This window comes from Streptomyces sp. AC555_RSS877, from assembly GCF_019049245.1.
In the GTDB taxonomy this organism is placed as follows: Bacteria; Actinomycetota; Actinomycetes; order Streptomycetales; family Streptomycetaceae; genus Streptomyces.
Genome location: NZ_JAGMUK010000216.1, coordinates 181,283 through 200,553 on the forward strand (window position 1 = coordinate 181,283; position 19,271 = coordinate 200,553).

General features: G+C 71.1%; 15 protein-coding genes. 2 read left to right on the forward strand and 13 right to left on the reverse strand.

The annotated features are described in order from the left end of the window. Nucleotides 1-54: 54 nt before the first annotated feature. From galE to rsmI, 12 genes are all read right to left on the reverse strand, one after another. Nucleotides 55-1,017, reverse strand: coding sequence for a UDP-glucose 4-epimerase GalE (gene galE, locus KUM49_RS43315; RefSeq protein WP_217242438.1), 963 nt, complete (start codon nt 1,015-1,017; stop codon nt 55-57). Beyond that, nucleotides 1,014-2,075: a galactose-1-phosphate uridylyltransferase gene (galT, locus tag KUM49_RS43320; protein ID WP_217242439.1), complete on the reverse strand. Its 1,062-nt coding sequence runs from the start codon at nt 2,073-2,075 to the stop codon at nt 1,014-1,016. Before galT ends, galE begins: the two co-directional genes overlap by 4 nt. A gap of 189 nt (nt 2,076-2,264) precedes the next feature. Beyond that, nucleotides 2,265-2,978, reverse strand: a complete 714-nt coding sequence (locus KUM49_RS43325; RefSeq protein ID WP_217242440.1) for a LuxR C-terminal-related transcriptional regulator — start codon at nt 2,976-2,978, stop codon at nt 2,265-2,267. 263 nt (nt 2,979-3,241) lie between these two features. Continuing rightward, nucleotides 3,242-5,101 carry a PQQ-binding-like beta-propeller repeat protein gene (locus tag KUM49_RS43330; protein WP_217242441.1) on the reverse strand — a complete coding sequence of 620 codons (1,860 nt, stop codon included), beginning with the start codon at nt 5,099-5,101 and terminating at the stop codon, nt 3,242-3,244. Between the two features lie 67 nt (nt 5,102-5,168). Next, a complete protein-coding gene (locus KUM49_RS43335) occupies nt 5,169-6,956 on the reverse strand; it encodes a PQQ-binding-like beta-propeller repeat protein (protein ID WP_217242442.1) in 1,788 nt (595 codons plus the stop codon). 194 nt (nt 6,957-7,150) lie between these two features. Continuing rightward, nucleotides 7,151-8,959, reverse strand: coding sequence for an ABC-F family ATP-binding cassette domain-containing protein (locus KUM49_RS43340; RefSeq protein WP_217242443.1), 1,809 nt, complete (start codon nt 8,957-8,959; stop codon nt 7,151-7,153). Between the two features lie 266 nt (nt 8,960-9,225). Then, nucleotides 9,226-10,122, reverse strand: coding sequence for a 4-(cytidine 5'-diphospho)-2-C-methyl-D-erythritol kinase (locus tag KUM49_RS43345; protein WP_217242444.1), 897 nt, complete (start codon nt 10,120-10,122; stop codon nt 9,226-9,228). Continuing rightward, nucleotides 10,119-11,063 (reverse strand): 16S rRNA (adenine(1518)-N(6)/adenine(1519)-N(6))-dimethyltransferase RsmA, encoded by a 945-nt coding sequence (gene rsmA / locus KUM49_RS43350; protein ID WP_217242445.1) that lies wholly within the window; start codon nt 11,061-11,063, stop codon nt 10,119-10,121. Before rsmA ends, KUM49_RS43345 begins: the two co-directional genes overlap by 4 nt. Nucleotides 11,064-11,299: 236 nt before the next feature. Next, nucleotides 11,300-12,610 (reverse strand): resuscitation-promoting factor, encoded by a 1,311-nt coding sequence (locus KUM49_RS43355; protein WP_217242446.1) that lies wholly within the window; start codon nt 12,608-12,610, stop codon nt 11,300-11,302. A 140-nt stretch (nt 12,611-12,750) separates the two neighbouring features. Further along, nucleotides 12,751-13,629 (reverse strand): TatD family hydrolase, encoded by an 879-nt coding sequence (locus tag KUM49_RS43360; RefSeq protein WP_217242447.1) that lies wholly within the window; start codon nt 13,627-13,629, stop codon nt 12,751-12,753. A gap of 47 nt (nt 13,630-13,676) precedes the next feature. Then, the gene (locus KUM49_RS43365; RefSeq protein WP_217242448.1) at nt 13,677-14,075 is read right to left on the reverse strand and encodes a hypothetical protein; all 399 of its coding nucleotides are present in this window, start codon (nt 14,073-14,075) and stop codon (nt 13,677-13,679) included. Nucleotides 14,076-14,399: 324 nt separating this feature from the next. Next, nucleotides 14,400-15,257 (reverse strand): 16S rRNA (cytidine(1402)-2'-O)-methyltransferase, encoded by an 858-nt coding sequence (gene rsmI, locus KUM49_RS43370; protein WP_217242449.1) that lies wholly within the window; start codon nt 15,255-15,257, stop codon nt 14,400-14,402. A 63-nt stretch (nt 15,258-15,320) separates the two neighbouring features. On the opposite strand from rsmI, the gene KUM49_RS43375 reads away from it, so the two are divergent. Then, nucleotides 15,321-17,063 carry a dolichyl-phosphate-mannose--protein mannosyltransferase gene (locus tag KUM49_RS43375; RefSeq protein WP_217242450.1) on the forward strand — a complete coding sequence of 581 codons (1,743 nt, stop codon included), beginning with the start codon at nt 15,321-15,323 and terminating at the stop codon, nt 17,061-17,063. Between the two features lie 21 nt (nt 17,064-17,084). Here the strand turns inward: KUM49_RS43375 and KUM49_RS43380 are convergent, their stop codons facing one another. After that, nucleotides 17,085-17,366 carry an SCO0607 family lipoprotein gene (locus KUM49_RS43380; RefSeq protein WP_217242451.1) on the reverse strand — a complete coding sequence of 94 codons (282 nt, stop codon included), beginning with the start codon at nt 17,364-17,366 and terminating at the stop codon, nt 17,085-17,087. Between the two features lie 240 nt (nt 17,367-17,606). Here KUM49_RS43380 and KUM49_RS43385 point away from each other — a divergent pair, with 240 nt between their 5' ends. Continuing rightward, entirely contained in the window at nt 17,607-19,250 is a 1,644-nt protein-coding gene (locus KUM49_RS43385; RefSeq protein ID WP_217242452.1) for a penicillin-binding transpeptidase domain-containing protein, read from the forward strand. Nucleotides 19,251-19,271 lie beyond the last annotated feature (21 nt).

Consider the following 19,271-nt stretch of genomic DNA (forward strand, 5'->3'; position numbering starts at 1 on the left):
CCCTGACCCCTGACCTTTCCGTACGTACTGGTGCGGCTGGTTGCCGCGTTGCCGCTAGTTTCCGCGCCGCTGCGCGAACTCCCACGCGTCCGCGACGATCCCCGCGAGGTCCGCGCGGGACGGGTTCCAGCCCAGCTTCTCGCGGGCGGTGGCGGCCGACGCCACCAGGACCGCCGGGTCGCCGCCGCGGCGGGGGGCCACGACCTCGGGGATCGGGTGGCCGGTGACCTGCCGGACCGTCTCGACGACCTCGCGGACGGAGAAGCCGTTGCCGTTGCCGAGGTTGCAGATCAGGTGCTCGCCGGGGGTGGCGGCCTCGACCGCGAGCAGGTGGGCCTCGGCCAGGTCCGCCACGTGGATGTAGTCGCGCACGCAGGTGCCGTCCGGCGTCGGGTAGTCGTCGCCGTAGACGGAGATCGCCTCGCGCCTGCCCTGCGCGACCTGGAGGACGAGCGGGATGAGGTGCGACTCGGGGTCGTGCCGCTCGCCGTACGCGCCGTACGCGCCCGCCACGTTGAAGTAGCGCAGCGACACGGCACCGAGCCCGTGGGCCGCCGCCTCACTCGTGATCATGTGGTCGACCGCGAGTTTCGTGGCGCCGTAGGGGTTGGTGGGCTGGGTCGGCGCCGACTCGACGATCGGGACCTCGGTCGGCTCGCCGTACGTGGCGGCCGTGGAGGAGAACACGAGCTTGTGCACGCCCGCCTCGCGCATGGCGCCGAGCAGGGCCATGGTGCCGCCGACGTTGTTCTCCCAGTACTTCTCGGGCTTCACGACCGACTCGCCGACCTGGGAGGAGGCGGCGAAGTGCAGGACGGCGTCGAAGGAGGGGTCGAGCCACTTGGCTGCGTCGCGGATGTCGCCCTCGACGAAGGCGGCCCCGGCCGGGACGCCCTCGCGGAAGCCGGTGGAGAGGTTGTCGAGGACGACGACCTCGTGACCCGCCTCCAGCAGGTGCTGGGAGACCACACTGCCGACGTACCCCGCACCACCCGTGACCAGGTACTTACCGCTCATGAACTCGCTACCTCTCGCAGTCGCTCGGCCGCGGCCTCCGGCCGGATGTCGTTGATGAACACGTTCATGCCGGACTCGGACCCCGCGAGGAACTTCAGCTTGCCGGACGTGCGGCGGATGGTGAAAAGCTCGAGGTGCAGCGCGAAGTCGTCACGGCTGACGCCCTCGAAGTTCTCCAGCGCGCCGAACGGCGCCTGGTGCCAGGCGGCGATGTACGGCGTCGGAGGCTCGCCCTCCCCGAAGATCCGGTCGAAGCGCCTCAAGAGTTCCAGATACACCTGGGGGAACTCTGTGCGCGCCTCCTCGTCGAGGCCGAGCAGGTCCGGCACCCGGCGCTTCGGGTACAGGTGCACCTCGTACGGCCAGTGCGCCGCGTACGGCACGAAGGCCACCCAGTGCTCGGTCTCCAGGACGACCCGCGCGTCGGCGAGTTCGCGCTCCAGGATCGCGTCGAAGAGGTTCTCCCCGCCGGTGGCTTCCTTGTGAGCGGCCACCGAGCGCAGCATCAGCGCGGTGCGCGGCGTGGTGAAGGGGTAGGCGTATATCTGCCCGTGCGGGTGGCCCAGCGTCACACCGATCTCCGCGCCACGGTTCTCGAAGCAGAACACCTGCTCCACCGAGGGCAGATGCGACAGCTCCGACGTCCGGTCGGTCCACGCGTCCAGGACCAGGCGGGCCTGCTCCTCGGTGAGGTCGGCGAAGGACGCGTTGTGGTCGGAGGTGAAGCAGACCACCTCGCAGCGGCCCGAGTCGCCGGCCAGCGAGGGGAACCGGTTCTCGAAGACCACCGCGTCGTACGAGGAGTCCGGGATCTCGCTCAGCCGGTCGCCCTGGGACGGGCACAGGGGGCACTCGTCGGCCGGCGGGTGGTAGATGCGGCCCTGGCGGTGCGAGGCGATGGCGACCTCGTCGCCGAGCAGCACGTCACGGCGGACCTCGGACGTGGTGACGGTCGGATCCAGCGGCCGGCGGTCGACCGCGTCCCGCACGGTGTCGTCGCGCAGGTCGTAGTAGATCAACTCGCGACCGTCGGCCAGTCGGGTCGAGGTCTTCTTCACTGCGGACTCCCTATTCGAGCCACTCAATCATCAAACAGAACCAAACACATCGAAACACGAGCCACCAGGCCAGTCAACATCACAATCAAACAAAAAACGTCAACATGAGGGTGGGGCGGGACGGAGGATCTCCGTCCCGCCCCACCCCACGCTTCGCTGAGCCGAAAGGCGCTCAAAGGCGCCCGGCGTCTAGAACTCCGCTCCCGCCCCCGCTCCCGCCCCCGGTGACGAGTGGGACACCGGTCCCGCCCTGTCCAGCAGTCCCGTGCGCGCCGCCAACGCGGCCGCCTCCAGCCTCGATCCCACGCCCAGCTTCATCAGGACCCGCTGGACGTGCGTGCGGGCCGTGGACGGGGCGATGCCCATGCCGGCCGCGATCAGGCGGGTGTCCTCGCCGTCGGCGACCCGGACCAGGACCTCGACCTCCCGGGGGGTCAGCATCTGCAGCAGACGCTGTCCCTCGTCGTCCGGCTGGGCCACCGGGTTGAGCAGTTCACTGAACGCGCCCTGGAGAAGCTGCGGCGCCACCGCCGCCTCCCCCGCCCGGGCCTTCATGATCGCGCGCTCGACCCCCTCGATCCGCTCGTCATGCCGTACGTAGCCGGAGGCCCCCGCCGCGAACGCCGCCGCGATCCCGCGCGGGTTGGGCACCGGGCCCAGCACCAGCACCGCCACCTGCGGACGCTCCCGCTTGATGCGGACCACCGGGTCGAACATCCCCGGCTCCGCCGGTGTCGCCGTGCCCAGCAGGCACACCTCCGGCGCCCGGCTGATCACCAGGTCCGCCGCGCCGGCGGCGGGCGCCGCCGCGGCGAGCACCCGGTGCCCCCTCAGTTTCAGCGCCGAGGCCAGCGCCTCGGCGAGCAAACGGTGGTCGTCGACCACCATGAGCCGCACTCCCATCGAGCAACCCCCCAGTCCCCCAATGGATCCGCACTATGGATGCCCACTGGTCCGCACGGACAGAAGCCCCCTCCCGGCTCCCCCGCCCTTCATGCCCCCGGAAGCTACACGCTTGTTCGACGTTGCGCTTCCCCTACCGGGAGAGAAGTGCCCCGGATCGACGGAAATTCTGGTTTTCCGTGCATTCGAGGGTGATGAGCGGTACGCGCACGGCCCCACCCCTGAGCTGGGGCGGGGCCGTGCGCGAAGCCGGTTCGGGCAGGTCAGCTCGCGCCGAACGCGATCACCAGATACTCCTTGTCGGATCCCGACAGGTGACTGGCGAAGAGCGCGGACATGAACAGGCGGCCCTGCGAGTAGTGGTACTCCGAGTAGTCCGGCGACATGCTGGTCTCCACGTCCCGCACCGACTCCGTGGCCGGGTTCTCCAGCAGCTTGGTCTCCTTGAACGAGCCGCCGTCGATGCTGACGATCTGACCGCCCTTGTCGTACGGCGGGCGCTTGTACGCGATCAGGTTGGTGCCGTCCATGCGCAGCGGGGAGATCGTGTAGTCGTCGCCCGAGTCGGCGCGCTGGCCGGTCGGCTTGCCGGTGGCGAGGTCGATCGCGACGATCGCGTTGGCCCGCGAGTACTTCTCGGCGCCGTCGTCCTCCTCGGTCGGCAGGTAGAGCCGGTCGTTGCCGACCGCGATCTGGTGGCACTCCTCGATCTTGGTGATGCCGTCACAGCTGGCCGCGTACTGGTCGCTGGGCGCCGAGATGCGGGTGCGCAGCTTGCCGGTCTTGTTGTCGATGGAGAAGAAGTCCGAGATGCCGCTGCCGTCCTTGGCGGCCTCGCCGATGTCGGCGGCCACCACCAGCGGGTCGGTGGACACGACACTGGCGTAGGCGATGCCCTGCGCCATCTTGTACTCGGAGATCACCTTCCCGGACTTCGGGTCGAGGGTCTGGATGTGCAGCTCGGGCGCGTCGTACGAACCGCACCTGCGCACCGCGACCAGCTTCGCGCCGCCGCCGTACCCGGCGTCGTAGCAGGTGTCGGTCGGCTTCGGGGCCCACAGCTGCTTGCCGGAGCCGAGGTCGAAGGCGGCGCCGCCGCTGGAGCTGCCCACGGCGACGGTGTCCGCGCTGACGGTGACGTTGTTGAAGCTGATCGGCTCGTCACCGGAGTTGGCGGTCTTCGTCCACAGCTTCTTGCCGGCGGCGAGGTCGAGCCCCGCGACCTGGCTGCAGCCGTGCGAGGGCTCTGCCTTGGTCGGCATCTCCGGCTGGTAGATGACCGCCGTCCTGCCGTCGGTGGTGACGTGGTTGCTGCCCTGGCACACCGGGCCGGGGAGCTTGATCGTCCACAGCTTGGTGCCCTTGTCGGGGTCGTAGCCGACGACCTCGGCGACGCCGCTCTTGGCGTACACCTTGTCGGTGAGCCAGGAACCGGCCGTGGAGATGGTGCTGTCCTTGCCGACCTCGGGCGCCGGCACCTGGAAGAGGACCTTGGAGGCGGGGTTGCCGGGCACCTTCTCCACCGGGGTGGTCGAGGTGCCGGTGGTGCCGCCGGAGCCGTCGGTGTCGCCGCCGCCGGTGCTCCCGCCGTCCTTGTCGTCGGTGCCGCCGGTGCCGCCGCCGGAGCTCGCGGTGTCGTCCTTCTTGCCGCCCTCGTCACCGGAGGTCGACGCGTACCAGACACCGCCGCCGACGATCAGCGCGATCGCCACGACGGCCGCGACGATGATGGCCAGCTGCGCGTTGAACTTCCGCCCGCCGCCGGCCGGCTGGCCCGGCTGCGGCTGCAGCGGCATGGTCTGCTGCGGGTAGCCGTAATCGGGCTGCTGCCCGTACGGGTTGGGCTGCTGGCCGTAGGGGTTGGGCTGCTGGCCGGGGTAACCGTAGCCGGGGGGCGGCGGCGGGGTCTGGGGTGCCGTCGCCTGCGGATAGCCGTAGCCCGGAGGGGTCTGCGGCGGCTGGGGCGGCTGGGGGTAGCCGTAACCGGGCTGCTGCTGGCCCGGCGGCTGCTGAGGCTGCCCGGGCTGAGCGGGCTGTGCCGGCTGCGGCGGCTGGTCCTGCGGCGGGCCGAAACCACCCTGCTGCGGGGGCTGGTTGGGCGGCGGAGGGGGCGGTTGGGTCATGACGTGAGTACCTCGGGAGCGGAGTCGGCGGGGACGGCGGGAAGGGCGGGGAACCGAGGGGGAAGAGTCACTTGCCGTAGGCGAGCATCAACTTCTCCTTCTCGTCGGTGTCCCCGGCCAGCCGGGTGGTCGAGATGTAGAAGCGTCCGTCGACCCAGTCGATGGCCTTCGAGTAGAAGCTGCTCTCGATGTCCGCGGTGCCCGTCGGCATCTGCAGCAGCGTCGACGGGGTGTGCTTGCCGCCGGTCGTCGGGATCGACACGATCCGGCCGCCCGAGTCGTACGACGGCTGCACATACGCGATGAGCTTGCCGCCCTCGACCTTCAGCGGCAGCATCGACTCGTCCGCGGGGGACTTGACGCGCCACTTCTCCTTGCCGTCGGCGAGGTTGATCGCGACGACCTCGTTCGCCCCGGTGGTCGCCTCGGTGGGCAGGTAGAGCGTGTCGGCGTCGGCGGCCACGCCCTCGCATGCCTGGAGGTCACCGCCGAGGAATCCCCAGCCGCACTCGGGGGCGAAGTCCTCGTCGAAGGCGACCTGCGAGCGGAACTTGCCTGCGGCGGTGACCGCGGAGATGTTCCACGCGTCCTTGTCGTCGTTGGTGCTGTAGATGACCAGCGGGTCGAGGGAGTACGTGTGCTCGACGGACCAGCCCTTGCCGAACTTCTGGGTCCACCTGACCTTGCCGGTCGTGGGATCCAGTTCCTGCACCTCGTCGTGCTCCGTCGCCTGGCCGGCGTTACAGGACGCGGCGACGACCAGCCGGGCGCCGCCCGCGAACGCCTTCGGGAAACAGGCGTCGCCGTACCGCTTCTTGTCGAAGAGCTTCTTCCCGGTCCTCACGTCGTAGGCCGTGCCGGACTGCGAGCGGCCCACCATCAGCGTCTTGCCGGTGATGGAGAGCTCGATCGAGGCGGTGCTGTCGAACAGCGCGCCGTCCGCGACCTCGCCGGTCCAGCCCTTCGCACCGGTGTTGAGGTCGATCTCCTGGAGCTGGTTGCACTCGGCGCGGTCACTGACGCCGTCCATGTACGCGACGACGATCTTGTCGTCGGACGTCTGCTGCGGGGTGACCGCGCAGATCTTCTGCGGGAAGGTGACCGTGTCCCAGGTGGGGGCGCCATCACCGACGTTGTAGGCGACGAGCTGCTTGTACGCCGCCTTCACCGCGGTCTTGTCGGTGATCCACATGCCGGGGGCCTCGGCACCGTCACCGGGCGCGTCGGGTGCCTCCTTGTACCAGAGCACCTTGGCCTCGCCGGCCTGCCGGCCCTCGTTGAGGTTCTCCGGGTCCGCGCCGCCGGCACCGCTGCCGTCACCGGGGTTGACCGGGGAGTCGGACGCGGTGGGCTTGGGGTCGTCGCTCTTCTGGGCGATCGGCTCCTTGCCGTCGTCACCGCCGCCGGTGACCGCGAACACGGTCCCGCCGATGACGAGCAGCACCGCCACGGCGGCACCGATGATGACGGCCGGCTTGCCCTTGAACCGGTTGCCGGAGCCGGGCGGCGGGGTGCCGGGCGCGCCCGGGAACTGGGGCTGCGGCGGATAGCCGTACCCCTGCGGCTGCGCGTACGGCCCCGGCTGCGGCTGGCCGTACGGTCCCGGCTGCTGCGGCTGGCCGTACGGTCCGGGCTGACCATAGGGGCCCGGCTGTTGCCCGCCGTACGGACCGGACTGGTCGTACGGGCCGGACGGTTGCGCGGGCTGCTGCGGATAGCCGTAACCGGGCTGCGGGGGAGCCTGCGGCGGCGGTGGCGGTGGCGACGCTCCGAAGCCGCCGCCCTGCTGCTGTGGTGGTTGGTCCTGCGGCGCTCCGAAGCCACCCTGCGGCGGCTGGCTGGGCGGCTGAGTCATCAGCGCGTCCCCCCGTTCAGTCACTGATTTTTAGCCACGCCCTGAGGTGCGTGATGGACCCAGAGTCGTACTCAGAAAGTTCTCAGACGGCTCTTTCTATCACTCGGGGCCGACAACGCACCGGGCCGGTTCTCCCCCTGTTCCCAAGGGAGGACCGGCCCGTGACGCCCTCGTTATGCGCCTTCACGCGCCCTTCACGCGTCCTCGGCGAGTTCCAGCCATCGCAGCTCCAGGTCGTCCCGCTCGGCGGCCAAGTCCCGCAGCTCGGCGTCGAGTTTGGCCACCTTCTCGAAGTCCGTGGCGTTGTCCGCGATCTGCGCGTGCAGCCTGGTCTCCTTCTGGGAGACCTTGTCCAACTGCCGCTCGATCTTCTGGAGTTCCTTCTTCGCGACGCGCTGGTCGGCTGCGCTCTTTTCCGGTACGGCCTTGGTGACGGCCGGTGCGGGGACCGAGGCGGCCGCCACCTCCTCCATGCGCCGGCGCCGCTCCAGGTACTCGTCGATGCCGCGCGGCAGCATCCGCAGGGTGGCGTCGCCGAGGAGGGCGAAGACGCGGTCGGTGGTGCGCTCGATGAAGAACCGGTCGTGGGAGATGACGACCATGGAGCCGGGCCAGCCGTCGAGTACGTCCTCCAGCTGGGTCAGCGTCTCGATGTCGAGGTCGTTGGTGGGCTCGTCGAGGAAGAGGACGTTGGGCTCGTCCATGAGGAGACGCAGCAGCTGCAGCCGGCGCCGCTCACCGCCGGACAGGTCACCGACGGGCGTCCACTGCTTCTCCTTGTTGAAGCCGAACGTCTCGCACAGCTGCCCGGCGGTCATCTCGCGCCCCTTGCCGAGGTCGACGCGCTCCCGCACCTGCTGGACTGCCTGCACCACCCGCCAGGTCGGGTCGAGTTCGGCGACCTCCTGGGAGAGGTAGGCGAGCTTCACGGTCCTGCCCACGGCGATCCGCCCGCCGGCCGGCTGCGTCTCGCCCTGCGTCAGGGCGGCCTCGGCCATGGCCCGCAGCAGGGAGGTCTTCCCGGCGCCGTTCACCCCGACCAGACCGATCCGGTCGCCCGGGCCGAGCTGCCAGGTCACGTGCTTGAGCAGCACCTTGGGACCGGCCTGGACGGTCACGTCCTCCAGGTCGAAAACGGTCTTCCCGAGCCGCGTCGAGGCGAACTTCATCAGCTCGCTGCTGTCGCGGGGCGGCGGCACGTCCGCGATGAGCTCGTTGGCCGCCTCCACGCGGAAGCGCGGCTTGGACGTACGGGCCGGGGCGCCGCGTCGCAGCCACGCCAGCTCCTTGCGGACCAGGTTCTGCCGCTTGGTCTCCTCCGTGGCGGCGATGCGCTCACGCTCGGCGCGCGCGAAGACGTAGTCGGAGTAGCCGCCCTCGTACTCGTAGACGTCGCCCTTCTGCACGTCCCACATCCGGGTGCAGACCTGGTCCAGGAACCACCGGTCGTGGGTCACGCAGACGAGCGCGGAGCGGCGCTCGCGCAGGTGCCGGGCGAGCCAGGCGATGCCCTCCACGTCGAGGTGGTTGGTGGGCTCGTCCAGGACGATCAGGTCCTGCTCCTCGATGAGCAGCTTGGCGAGCGCGATGCGGCGCCGCTCACCGCCGGAGAGCGGGGCGATGACGGTGTCGAGCCCCTGCGGGAACCCTGGCATGTCGAGCCCGCCGAACAGCCCGGTGAGGACGTCCCTGATCTTCGCGTTCCCGGCCCACTCGTGGTCGGCCATGTCCCGGATGACCTCGTGTCGGACGGTGGCCGTCGGGTCGAGGGAGTCGTGCTGGGTCAGCACCCCGGTCCGCAGTCCGCCCGAGTGCGTGACCCGGCCGGTGTCGGCGTCCTCCAGCTTGGCGAGCATCCGGATCAGCGTCGTCTTGCCGTCGCCGTTCCGCCCGACCACCCCGATGCGGTCGCCCTCGGAGACGCCGAGCGAGACGCCGTCCAGCAGGGCACGGGTGCCGTACACCTTGCTGACGTTCTCGACATTGACCAGATTGACGGCCATTACTCTCCTGACAAGGGGGACGATCGACCTTCCAGAGTAGTCGGCGGGGCGGGTGGTCATCCCCGGGCCGGGGTTCTCGCCCCCGCCGCCCCTTCCCGTCCCGTCTCCTGGGGGCTCCGCCCCCAGGCCCACGGCCTTCGCCCACCCACCACCCGACTCGGTGGGTTGCAACGGTCACCTCTCGACCCACCGAGTCGGGTGGTGGGTGGGCACAGGTCCGGGGGTCTGGGGGCGGAGCCCCCCAGGGACGCACCCCCACCCGGGGATCAGCGCCTGATCGTGGCCCCCGGTGCCGGCCCGGAAGTCGTCCGTACGCTCCTGCACGTGCCGGACGTGTGCAGGGCCTCCGCCACCTTCGTCGCCGACTCGGCGTCCCGGGCGAGGAACGCCGTGGTCGGGCCCGAGCCCGAGACGAGGGTGGCCAGGGCACCGGCGGCCCGCCCGGCCGCAAGGGTGTCGGCGAGTTCCGGGAAGAGGGAGAGGGCCGCGGGCTGGAGGTCGTTGGAGACGGCGGCGGCGAGCGCGTGGGGATCGCCCTTGGCGAGGGCGTCGAGCAGCGGCTGGGAGGCGACCGGCTCGGGAACGTCCCGCCCTTCCGCCAGCCGGTCGAACTCGCGGAAGACGGCCGGCGTGGACAGCCCGCGCTCCGCCATCGCGAACACCCAGTGGAAGGTCCCGCCCACCTCCAGGAGCCGCAGTTTCTCGCCGCGCCCGGTGCCGAGGGCCGCCCCGCCGACCAGGCTGAACGGCACGTCGCTGCCCAGCTCGGCGCAGATGTCGAGGAGTTCCTCGCGGGAGGCGTTCGTGCCCCACAACGCGTCGCAGGCGACGAGGGCTCCGGCGCCGTCCGCGCTGCCGCCCGCCATGCCCCCCGCCACCGGGATGTCCTTGGCGATGTGGAGGTGCACGGCGGGGTCGAGGCCGTGGCGCTCGGCGAGGGCGACCGCCGCGCGCGCCGCCAAATTCGTGCGGTCCAGGGGGACCTGGCCCGCATCCGGCCCCGCGCAGGTCACGCGCAGTTCGTCGGCCGGGGTCACCGTCACCTCGTCGTAGAGGCCGACCGCGAGGAAGACGTTGGCCAGGTCGTGGAAGCCGTCGGGACGGGCGGCGCCGACCGCGAGTTGGACGTTGACCTTGGCGGGGACCCGCACGGTGACGCTCACTGCTCGGCCTGCTCCTCGGTGTCGGCGTTGCCCGCGTTGTCGGCGTCCGTCTTGTCGCCGGCGTCCGACGTGTTCTCGGCGTCTGTCTTGTTCTCGGCGATCCGGGCGAACTCCTCCACCGTCAGGGCCTCCCCGCGTGCCTGCGGCGAGACCCCGGCGGCGATCAGGGCGGCCTCGGCGGCGGCCGCCGACCCCGCCCAGCCGGCGAGCGCGGCCCGCAGGGTCTTCCTCCGCTGCGCGAACGCGGCGTCGACGACGGCGAAGACCTCGTGCCGGGAGGCGGTGGTCTTGAGCGGCTCGGCCCGCCGCACCAGCGAGACCAGCCCGCTGTCGACGTTCGGGGCGGGCCAGAAGACCTTGCGGCCGATGGAGCCGGCCCGCTTGACCTCGGCGTACCAGTTCGCCTTGACCGACGGGACGCCGTAGACCCGCGAACCGGGCGGAGCGGCGAGCCGGTCGGCGACCTCGGCCTGGACCATGACGAGGGTGCGCTCGATGCTCGGGAAGGTGTCGAGCATGTGCAGCAGGACCGGCACGGCCACGTTGTACGGCAGGTTCGCGACCAGCGCGGTCGGGGCGGGGCCCGGCAGCTCCCGCACCTGCATGGCGTCGGAGTTCACCAGCGCGAACCGGTCGGCCCGGTCCGGCATCCGCGCCGCGACCGTGGCGGGCAGCGCGCCGGCGAGGACGTCGTCGATCTCGACGGCGACGACCCGGTCGGCGGCCTCCAGCAGGGCGAGCGTGAGCGAGCCGAGTCCCGGTCCCACCTCGACCACCGTGTCGTCGGGGCGGACCCCGGCGGTGCGGACGATGCGGCGGACCGTGTTCGCATCGATCACGAAGTTCTGACCGCGCTGCTTGGTGGGACGCACACCGAGCGCTGCCGCGAGTTCGCGGACGTCGGCGGGGCCCAGGAGGGCGTCGGAGGTGGGGCTGTTCACGGGGACAAGGGTACGGGCGGGCCAGGCCGCGGGCGTACGGCCCCAGCTGCAGGCAGTCAGGCCGCCGGGGCGGCACCCGCTCGGCGTCGGGGCTGGGCCAGGGTGGGTCGCGCAGCCCGGCGTTGCGGGGTGCCGCTGCGCCCACCCTCCCCCACTCTCGACTTCGCTCGAGCGGGGGGACCCCCATCGCCTCAGCGGCACGACTGCCCGCAGCTCGGTCGTGGGACGCCCGACGCTCACCCCTGCAAGCGGGTCCCGCAGTGCGGCCAGGGGCTCGCCCCCTGGCGCACGTACAGCTTCTTCGCCCGGAACGTCTGTTCCGCCGCCGAGGCGTCCTGCGGGCGCCCCTTGCCGCCGAGGCTCTGCCAGGTCCGGGTGTCGAACTGGTACAGCCCGCCGTACGTCCCCGAAGGATCGACCGCGCCCGGCCGTCCCCCGGACTCGCAGGTCGCGAGGCCCTGCCAGTCCAGGTCGTCGGCGCCCCGCACGGACATCGGCAGCGGCTTCGTGCCCACCCTGACCACCTGCGCGCGCGGCTCCCGCACGACCTCGGTCCGGGTCCGCCGCGGCTTCTGCCGGACCCCGTTGACGGTCTGCAGGGAGTACGTGATCCGCCGCAGCCCCGGCTGCCCGGCCCGGTCGACGATCTCGGTGCCCCGGAACAGGGAGGGGTCCTCGGTCCGCTCCACCTCGAAGGGGATCGCCTCGTCGCGGACCTCCTTGATGCGCGTGATCCGCAGCACGGTGACGGTCTGCCCGTCGCGCGGGAAGCTGTCCGGAGCGACGGACGTGGTGTCCTGCCCGCGCAGGGTGATCCCGGCCTGCTCGACGGCTTCCCGGACGGTCGCCGCGTTGGTACGGATCGTGCGGGCCCGCCCGTCCGCCATGACCGTCACGGCGCGTTCGGTCCGCACGTCCAGTGCGAGCCCTCGGCGCCCGATGGGCAGGGAGCGCGAGACCGACAGATAGGCGCCCTGCGCACGCACTCCCAACTGCTGAAGCGCCCCTTCCACCGTGCGTGCCGTGGTCCACACCTCGTGCCGGTGTCCGTCGATCGTGAGCCGTACGGGGCGGCCGTAGCGCACCGCGACCTCGTCGCCGCTGGCCAGGTCCTCGCCGGGGGCGGGCGCGACCACGTCGTGCGGGCCGACCTGCACGCCCTCCTCGGCGAGCAGTTCGGAGACGTCGTCCGCGAAGGTGTGCAGGGTGCGGGGCCGGCCGTCGACGCTGAGCTCGATCGCCTTGTCCTCGGCGACGAAGGCGGTGGTGCCACCCGCGAGGAACGCCACGACCAGCGCCTGGGGGAGCAGCCGGCGCACGGTGCCGTCCGAGCGCTCGGTGTTCCGGGCCCTGCGCCGCCGCGCGGCCCGCCCGCTTCCCTCGGCGCGTACGACGGGGGCGGGCGCCTCGTGCGCGGGCGTGTACGTGTCGTCGTAGGGGGGCGGCGCCACGTACACGCCGTAGGCCAGCGTCGGGGCGCTGTGCACGTCGGTGTACGGCTTGCTCGGGCCGTACGTCTCGTACGTCTGGTGCTGCGAGTTGCTCACGCCGACACGCTCCAGGGGCCGGAGGGGTCCAGAGGGGTCCGGATCGGGCCCCCAGAACCTAGCGGAGCGATCGTCACTCTCCAAAGCGACGCGGCTACCCAGCGTTGCCGTCGGGTGGTCGGGGGACGGACAGGTCGTGGTCAGTAGTCGAACGCGCGTGCCGTGTTGGCGGCGAGTGCCGACGCCAGCGCGTCCTCGTCGACGCCGCGCACTGCGGCCATCGCCCGCACCGTGACCGGAATGAGATACGGGGCGTTGGGCCGTCCGCGGTACGGCACCGGAGTGAGGAAGGGCGCGTCGGTCTCCACCAGGAGCAGTTCCGCCGGCGCCGTGGCCACGGCGTCCCGCAGGTTCTGGGCGTTCTTGAAGGTGACGTTGCCGGCGAAGGACATGAAGTATCCGGCGCGGGCGCAGATCTCCGCCATCTCGGCGTCGCCGGAGTAGCAGTGGAAGACGGTCCGCTCGGGGGCGCCCTCCTCCTTCAGCACGCGCAGGACGTCGGCGTGGGCGTCCCGGTCGTGGATGACCAGGGCCTTGCCGTGCCGCTTGGCGATCTCTATGTGGGCGCGGAAGGACCTCTCCTGCGCCTCCTTGCCCTCGGGGCCGGTGCGGAAGTAGTCGAGGCCCGTCTCGCCGACGCCCTTGACCTGGGGCAGCGCCGCCAGCCGGTCGATCTCGGCGAGGGCCTCGTCGAGACCCGCGTCGCCGCCGGGGGTGCGCGCGCCCTGCCGGGACCAGCCGTCGGGGTCGCCGTGAACGATCCGCGGGGCCTCGTTCGGGTGCAGGGCGACGGTCGCGTGGACGGCGTCGTGGCGTTCGGCCGTCTCGGCCGCCCACCGCGAGCCGGCCACGTCGCAGCCGACCTGCACGACCGTGGTCACGCCCACCGCCGCTGCTTTGGCCAGCCCTTCCTCCACGGTCCCCGACTGCATGTCGAGGTGGGTGTGGGAGTCGGCGACCGGTACCCGCAGGGGTTCCGGGAGCGGCGGGGCGGCGTTCTTGTCGGCGTTCGAAGGCATGCCCCGATCCTACGAAAGGGGCATGCCTTCGACGGTGCCGGAGCGGGTCAGCTCGCCTTGCGCTGGAACGGGTGCAGGAGGTCGGAGAGGTGCCAGTGATGCTGCTGCCCCTCGGCGTCGGACGCCGGTGCCTCCGCCGGACCGGCGGGCGGCGTGCGGTGCTGCCGGTACGCCGCGTCGCGGGCCGACGCGACCCGGCCCGGCCGCATGATCCGTACGACGTGGTTGTCGCAGTTGCTGCACGTGGGCCGGGAGAGCGGGGAGGGCACGACCTGGCCGTTCGCCACGTACAGCACGAACTCGTGGTCGTCGGCGTCCACGTGGTGCTCTATCTCGTACGACTGCTCCCATCCGTGCCCGCAGCGCATGCAGGCGAAGGAATACGACTCGTGGACGACGGCCGTGGCGCCGGCGCGGAGTCCGGTCTGCCCTGCGATCTCACTCATGCCAGCTCCTGTTGTCCGCTGGATCGAGGGACGGATGAGCCCCTCGCTTCAGTGGACGCCTCCACCAGCATGAACGCAGCAAGCCTGTCGAGTGTTGGCGTCGATTTGGGCGTCCCTTGCCAAACCGCCCCCTTGACCGTCTTGGGGCTTTGCCTTCCAGGCCGACTCTTTGCGCATGCATGGGGCGCTCGCTCAGAGGAGATACGCCCTGCTCAGGGGTCGTGTGCGCCAGCTCACAAGATGCGTACGCCGGGTGCACACAACAAGCCGTGCGCCCACCCTTACGCCCCCTCGTCCTCCCGATCCGCCCCCTGTTCTCCCTGTTCACGCCCCCGCGTTCTTCGCCGCCACCACCGCGTCGAACACCTGCCGCTTGGGCAGTCCCGCCTCGGCGGCCACCGCGGCGATCGCCTCCTTGCGCCGCTCCCCCGCCTCCTCGCGCACCCGCACCCGCCGCACCAGCTCCACGGCGTCGAGCTCCTCGGGGCCGCGCTCCGGCGCCCCCTCCACGACGACGGTGATCTCCCCGCGTACGCCCTCCGCCGCCCACGCCGCCAGCTCACCCAGCCCGCCGCGCCTGACCTCCTCGTACGTCTTGGTCAGCTCCCGGCACACGGCGGCCCGCCGGTCGGCGCCGAACACCTCGGCCATCGCCGCGAGGGTGTCGTCGAGCCGGTGCGGGGCCTCGAAGTAGACGAGGGTGCGCCGCTCCTCGGCCACTTCCCGCAGCCGGGACAGCCGCTCGCCCGCCTTCCGGGGCAGGAACCCCTCGAAGCAGAACCGGTCGACGGGCAGCCCGGACAGCGCGAGCGCGGTGAGCACGGCGGACGGCCCCGGTACGGCCGTGACCCGGATGTCCTTCTCGACGGCGGCGGCGACGAGCCGGTACCCGGGGTCGGACACGGACGGCATGCCCGCGTCCGTCACCAGCAGCACCCGGGCGCCGCCCACCAGCGCCTCGACCAGCTCGGGCGTCCGGGCGGCCTCGTTGCCCTCGAAGTAGGAGACGACCCTCCCCTTGGGCGTCACGCCCAGCGCCTGCGTGAGCCGTCGCAGTCGGCGGGTGTCCTCGGCGGCGACGACGTCGGCACCGGCCAGTTCCTCGGCGAGCCGGGGCGGGGCGTCGGAGATGTCGCCGATGGGAGTACCGGCAAGGACCAGGGTTCCGGGCGTAACTGTCACGTTTCCATCCTCGCAGGGGCCCAACCACGGGACTCACACAGCGCCGTTCCCTACGATGGCGCGGTGACCAGTACCGCGTCCTCCATGGACACCCGGCAGGAGCAGGCCCACCAGGACCAGCGGCCGTCGTGGCAGCAGCGGCTGCGCCGCTTCGGCTATGCGGCGGGGCCCAGAAGCGACGTCCGCGATCGCCTGGTGCCGCCCTATGTCGAGCCGAGCCCGCGGCTGTGGCAGGTCCTCGGGGTGTCCAAGGAGTTCGCCGGGCGCATCGGCCGCTGGTCCGCCTGGGGCGGTCCGCTGCTGGTGACGCTGTTCGCGGGCGTCATCCGGTTCTGGAACCTGGGCAACCCGAAGGCGGTGATATTCGACGAGACGTACTACGCGAAGGACGCGTGGGCCCTCGTCCACCGCGGCTTCGAGGTCAACTGGGACAAGAACGTCAACAACCTGATTTTGTCGAACAACGGGAACGTCCCGGTCCCGACGGACCCGGCGTACGTGGTGCACCCGCCGGTCGGCAAGTACGTCATCGGGCTCGGGGAGCTGATCTTCGGGTTCAACCCCTTCGGCTGGCGGTTCATGACCGCCCTGCTCGGCACCCTGGCGATCCTGATGCTGTGCCGGATCGGCCGCCGCCTGTTCCGCTCCACGTTCCTCGGCTGCCTGGCCGGCGCACTGATGGCGGTGGACGGCCTGGCGTTCGTGATGGCCCGCACTTCGCTGCTCGACGGCGTGCTGATGTTCTTCGTGCTGGCCGCGTTCGGCTGCCTGCTGATCGACCGCGACAGGGCGCGTGAGAAGCTCGCCGCCGCGCTCCCGGCCGACGCCGACGGCCGGGTCCGCCCCGACGCGCACATCGCCGAGACCATCCGCTTCGGGTGGCGCCCCTGGCGCTGGCTGGCGGGCCTGATGATGGGCCTGGCCATCGGCACCAAGTGGAACGGCCTGTACGTCCTCGTCTTCTTCTGCGTGCTGGCGGTGCTGTGGGACGTCGGCTCCCGCAGGGTCGCGGGCGCGGGCCGCCCGTACGAGGCGGTGCTCAAGCACGATCTCGGCTTCGCGTTCCTGGCCACCGTGCCGGTCGCGATCGCCACGTACATCGTCTCGTGGACCGGCTGGATCCTCTCCCCGTCCGACGGCACCGGCGGCTACTACCGCAACTGGGCGGCGACCGACGGCAAGGGCAGCAGCTGGTCGTGGCTCTTCCCGGAGTGGTGGCGCAGCCTGTGGCACTACGAGCACGAGGTCTACAAGTTCAACATCAACCTCTCCTCGCCGCACACCTACCAGTCCAACCCGTGGAGCTGGATCGTCACCGGCCGCCCGGTCTCGTACTTCTACGAGTCCCCCGCGCCCGGCAAGGACGGCTGCCCCGCCGACGCGGGCGAGAAGTGCGCCCGTGAGGTGCTGGCGATCGGTACGCCACTGCTGTGGTGGGTGGGCTGCTTCGCGATCCTGTACGTCCTGTGGCGCTGGTTCTTCCGCCGCGACTGGCGGGCCGGCGCGATCGCCTGCGGCATCGCGGCCGGTTACCTGCCCTGGTTCCTCTACCAGGACCGCACGATCTTCTTCTTCTACACGATCGTCTTCGTCCCGTTCCTCTGCCTGGCCGTCGCGATGCTCCTCGGCGCGATCATCGGCCCACCCGGCTCCAGCGACACCCGCCGGGTGGCGGGCGCCACGGGTGCGGGTGTCCTGGTCCTGCTGATCGCCTGGAACTTCGTCTATTTCTGGCCGATCTTCACGGGCACCCCGATCCCGATAGACCAGTGGCGGTCACGGATGTGGCTGGACACCTGGGTCTAGCCGGCCGGCACCTGGTGCCGGCTAGCCGGAGACCTCGATGATCCGGCCGTTCTCGTCGACGGTGTGGGTCTCCCAGTACACGTCCCACTTGTCGCCGACGTGCTCGGGCTCCTTGCCCTCGGGGTAGCGGGCGTACCCCTTCGGCGGGTCCTGGTCGTCGGGAACGCAGGCGCTTCCGGTGCTGCCCACGGCGAGGACGCCGTACTCGCCGCCGCCACAGGTCGCGTCCTGTGACGAGCAACCCGTCAGCAGGACGGCGGCGGTCGTGACGGCCAGTGCGAGGCCCGGGATGTTCTTGCGCACGATTGACTCCCCCTTGGTCGGTGGGACCAGCCTGGGCGAGGCGCGGGAGGGCCCGCATGAGTAGCCGTACTCAAATGTAGGGCGTCGTGCTATTCGGTCACGTGTTCCCACCGATTCGCTCAACAAAAGCGAAACACCCGTTACAGCCGTCACGGCTTCCGCATAGAGTGCGAGCGATCAGGAGCCTTTCTGAACGCGTTCAGAAGATGCGTGGAAGGCACAACGGGGAGGGGAAGCCCAATGGGCAAGGGGGTGAAGACCGCCGTCATCGGCGGTGTGTTCGCCGTCATGGTCGGCGGCGCGGGGTACGGGGCGTACAACGTCGTGTCCGCGCTGAACGGCGGCGGGGACGGGGGCGGCGGGACGGGTTCGGCCGGTCCGGCCGAGGTCAGGAGCGGGCCGCCGAGCGCGGACGAGGTCAAGGAGACGACCGGCAGGTTCTTCGCGGCCTGGGAGAAGGGCGACGCGGCGGACGCGGCGGGGTACACGAACAACGACACGGCGGCGGAGCCGCTGCTCACGGCCTACGCCGGGGCCGCCCACATCAGTGACGTGAAGATCACTCCCGGTGCGGCGTCCGGTGCCACCGTGCCCTACACGGTGAAGGCGAAGGTGGCCTACGACGGGAAGTCCAAGCCGCTGACGTACAAGAGCGAACTGACCGTGGTGCGCGGGGTCACCACCGGGCGCGCGCTGGTCGACTGGCAGCCGTCCGTGATCCACCCCGAGCTGCAGCGGGACGACACCCTGGTCACCGAGGAGTCGGCGAACCCGCCGATCGAGGCCGTGGACCGGAACGGGACGGTGCTGACGGAGGAGAAGTACCCGTCCCTGGGGCCGATCCTGGACGCGTTGCGCGGCAAGTACGGCGACAAGGCCGGCGGCACCCCCGGCGTCGAACTGGCGATCCGGCACGCCGCCGGGGGCGCCGCCGACACCCCGCTGCTGACGCTCGTCGAGGGCAAGCCGGGCAAGCTGGAGACCACGCTCAGCGCGACCGCGCAGGCCGCCGCGGAGAAGGCGGTCAAGCTGTACGCCCAGTCGTCGGTCGTCGCCGTCAAGCCCAGCACGGGTGAGGTGCTGGCGGTGGCGAACAACCGCGAGGACGCCTTCAACGCGGCCTTCGAGGGCACCGTCGCGCCCGGCTCCACCATGAAGATCATCACCGCCGCGATGCTCATAGACAACGGCGTGACCTCGATGAACGGTCCGGCGCCCTGCGACAACACGGCCGTGTGGCAGAGCCAGACCTTCAAGAACCTCACGAACATGCAGCCCAACGAGAACGCCACCCTCGCCAACAGCTTCCTGCGGTCCTGCAACACCGCCTTCGTCAAGCTCATCGACGAGAAGCCGCTCACCGACGAGTCGCTGACCACCGAGGCGCAGACGCGCTTCGGGATCGGCCTGGACTGGAAGACCGGCGTCGTCTCCTTCGACGGCCGTGTCCCCGCCTCCGGCGGCCCGGACCGCGCGGCCAACGCCATCGGGCAGGGACAGGTCCAGATGAACCCGCTGAACATGGCCTCCGTGACGGCCACCGCCATCACCGGCGACTTCCGCCAGCCCTACCTGGTGTCGCCGCAGCTCGACGACCGCCAACTGGCCACCGCCAAGGGGCTGCCGTACAACACCGCCTCCCAGCTGAAGCAGATGATGCGGCTGACCGCGACCCAGGGCACCGCCCAGAAGGCGATGGCCGGGCTCGGCGGCGACATCGGCGCGAAGACCGGTTCCGCCGAGGTCGACGGGCAGGCCGTGTCCAACAGCTGGTTTACCGGCTTCCGCGACGACGTGTCCGCGGCGGCGATGACCGAGGAGGGCGGGCACGGCGGCGACGCGGCCGGGCCGATTGTCGCAGCTGTGCTACGAGCTGCCGGCTGAAGTCATCCGCAGGGGACGGGA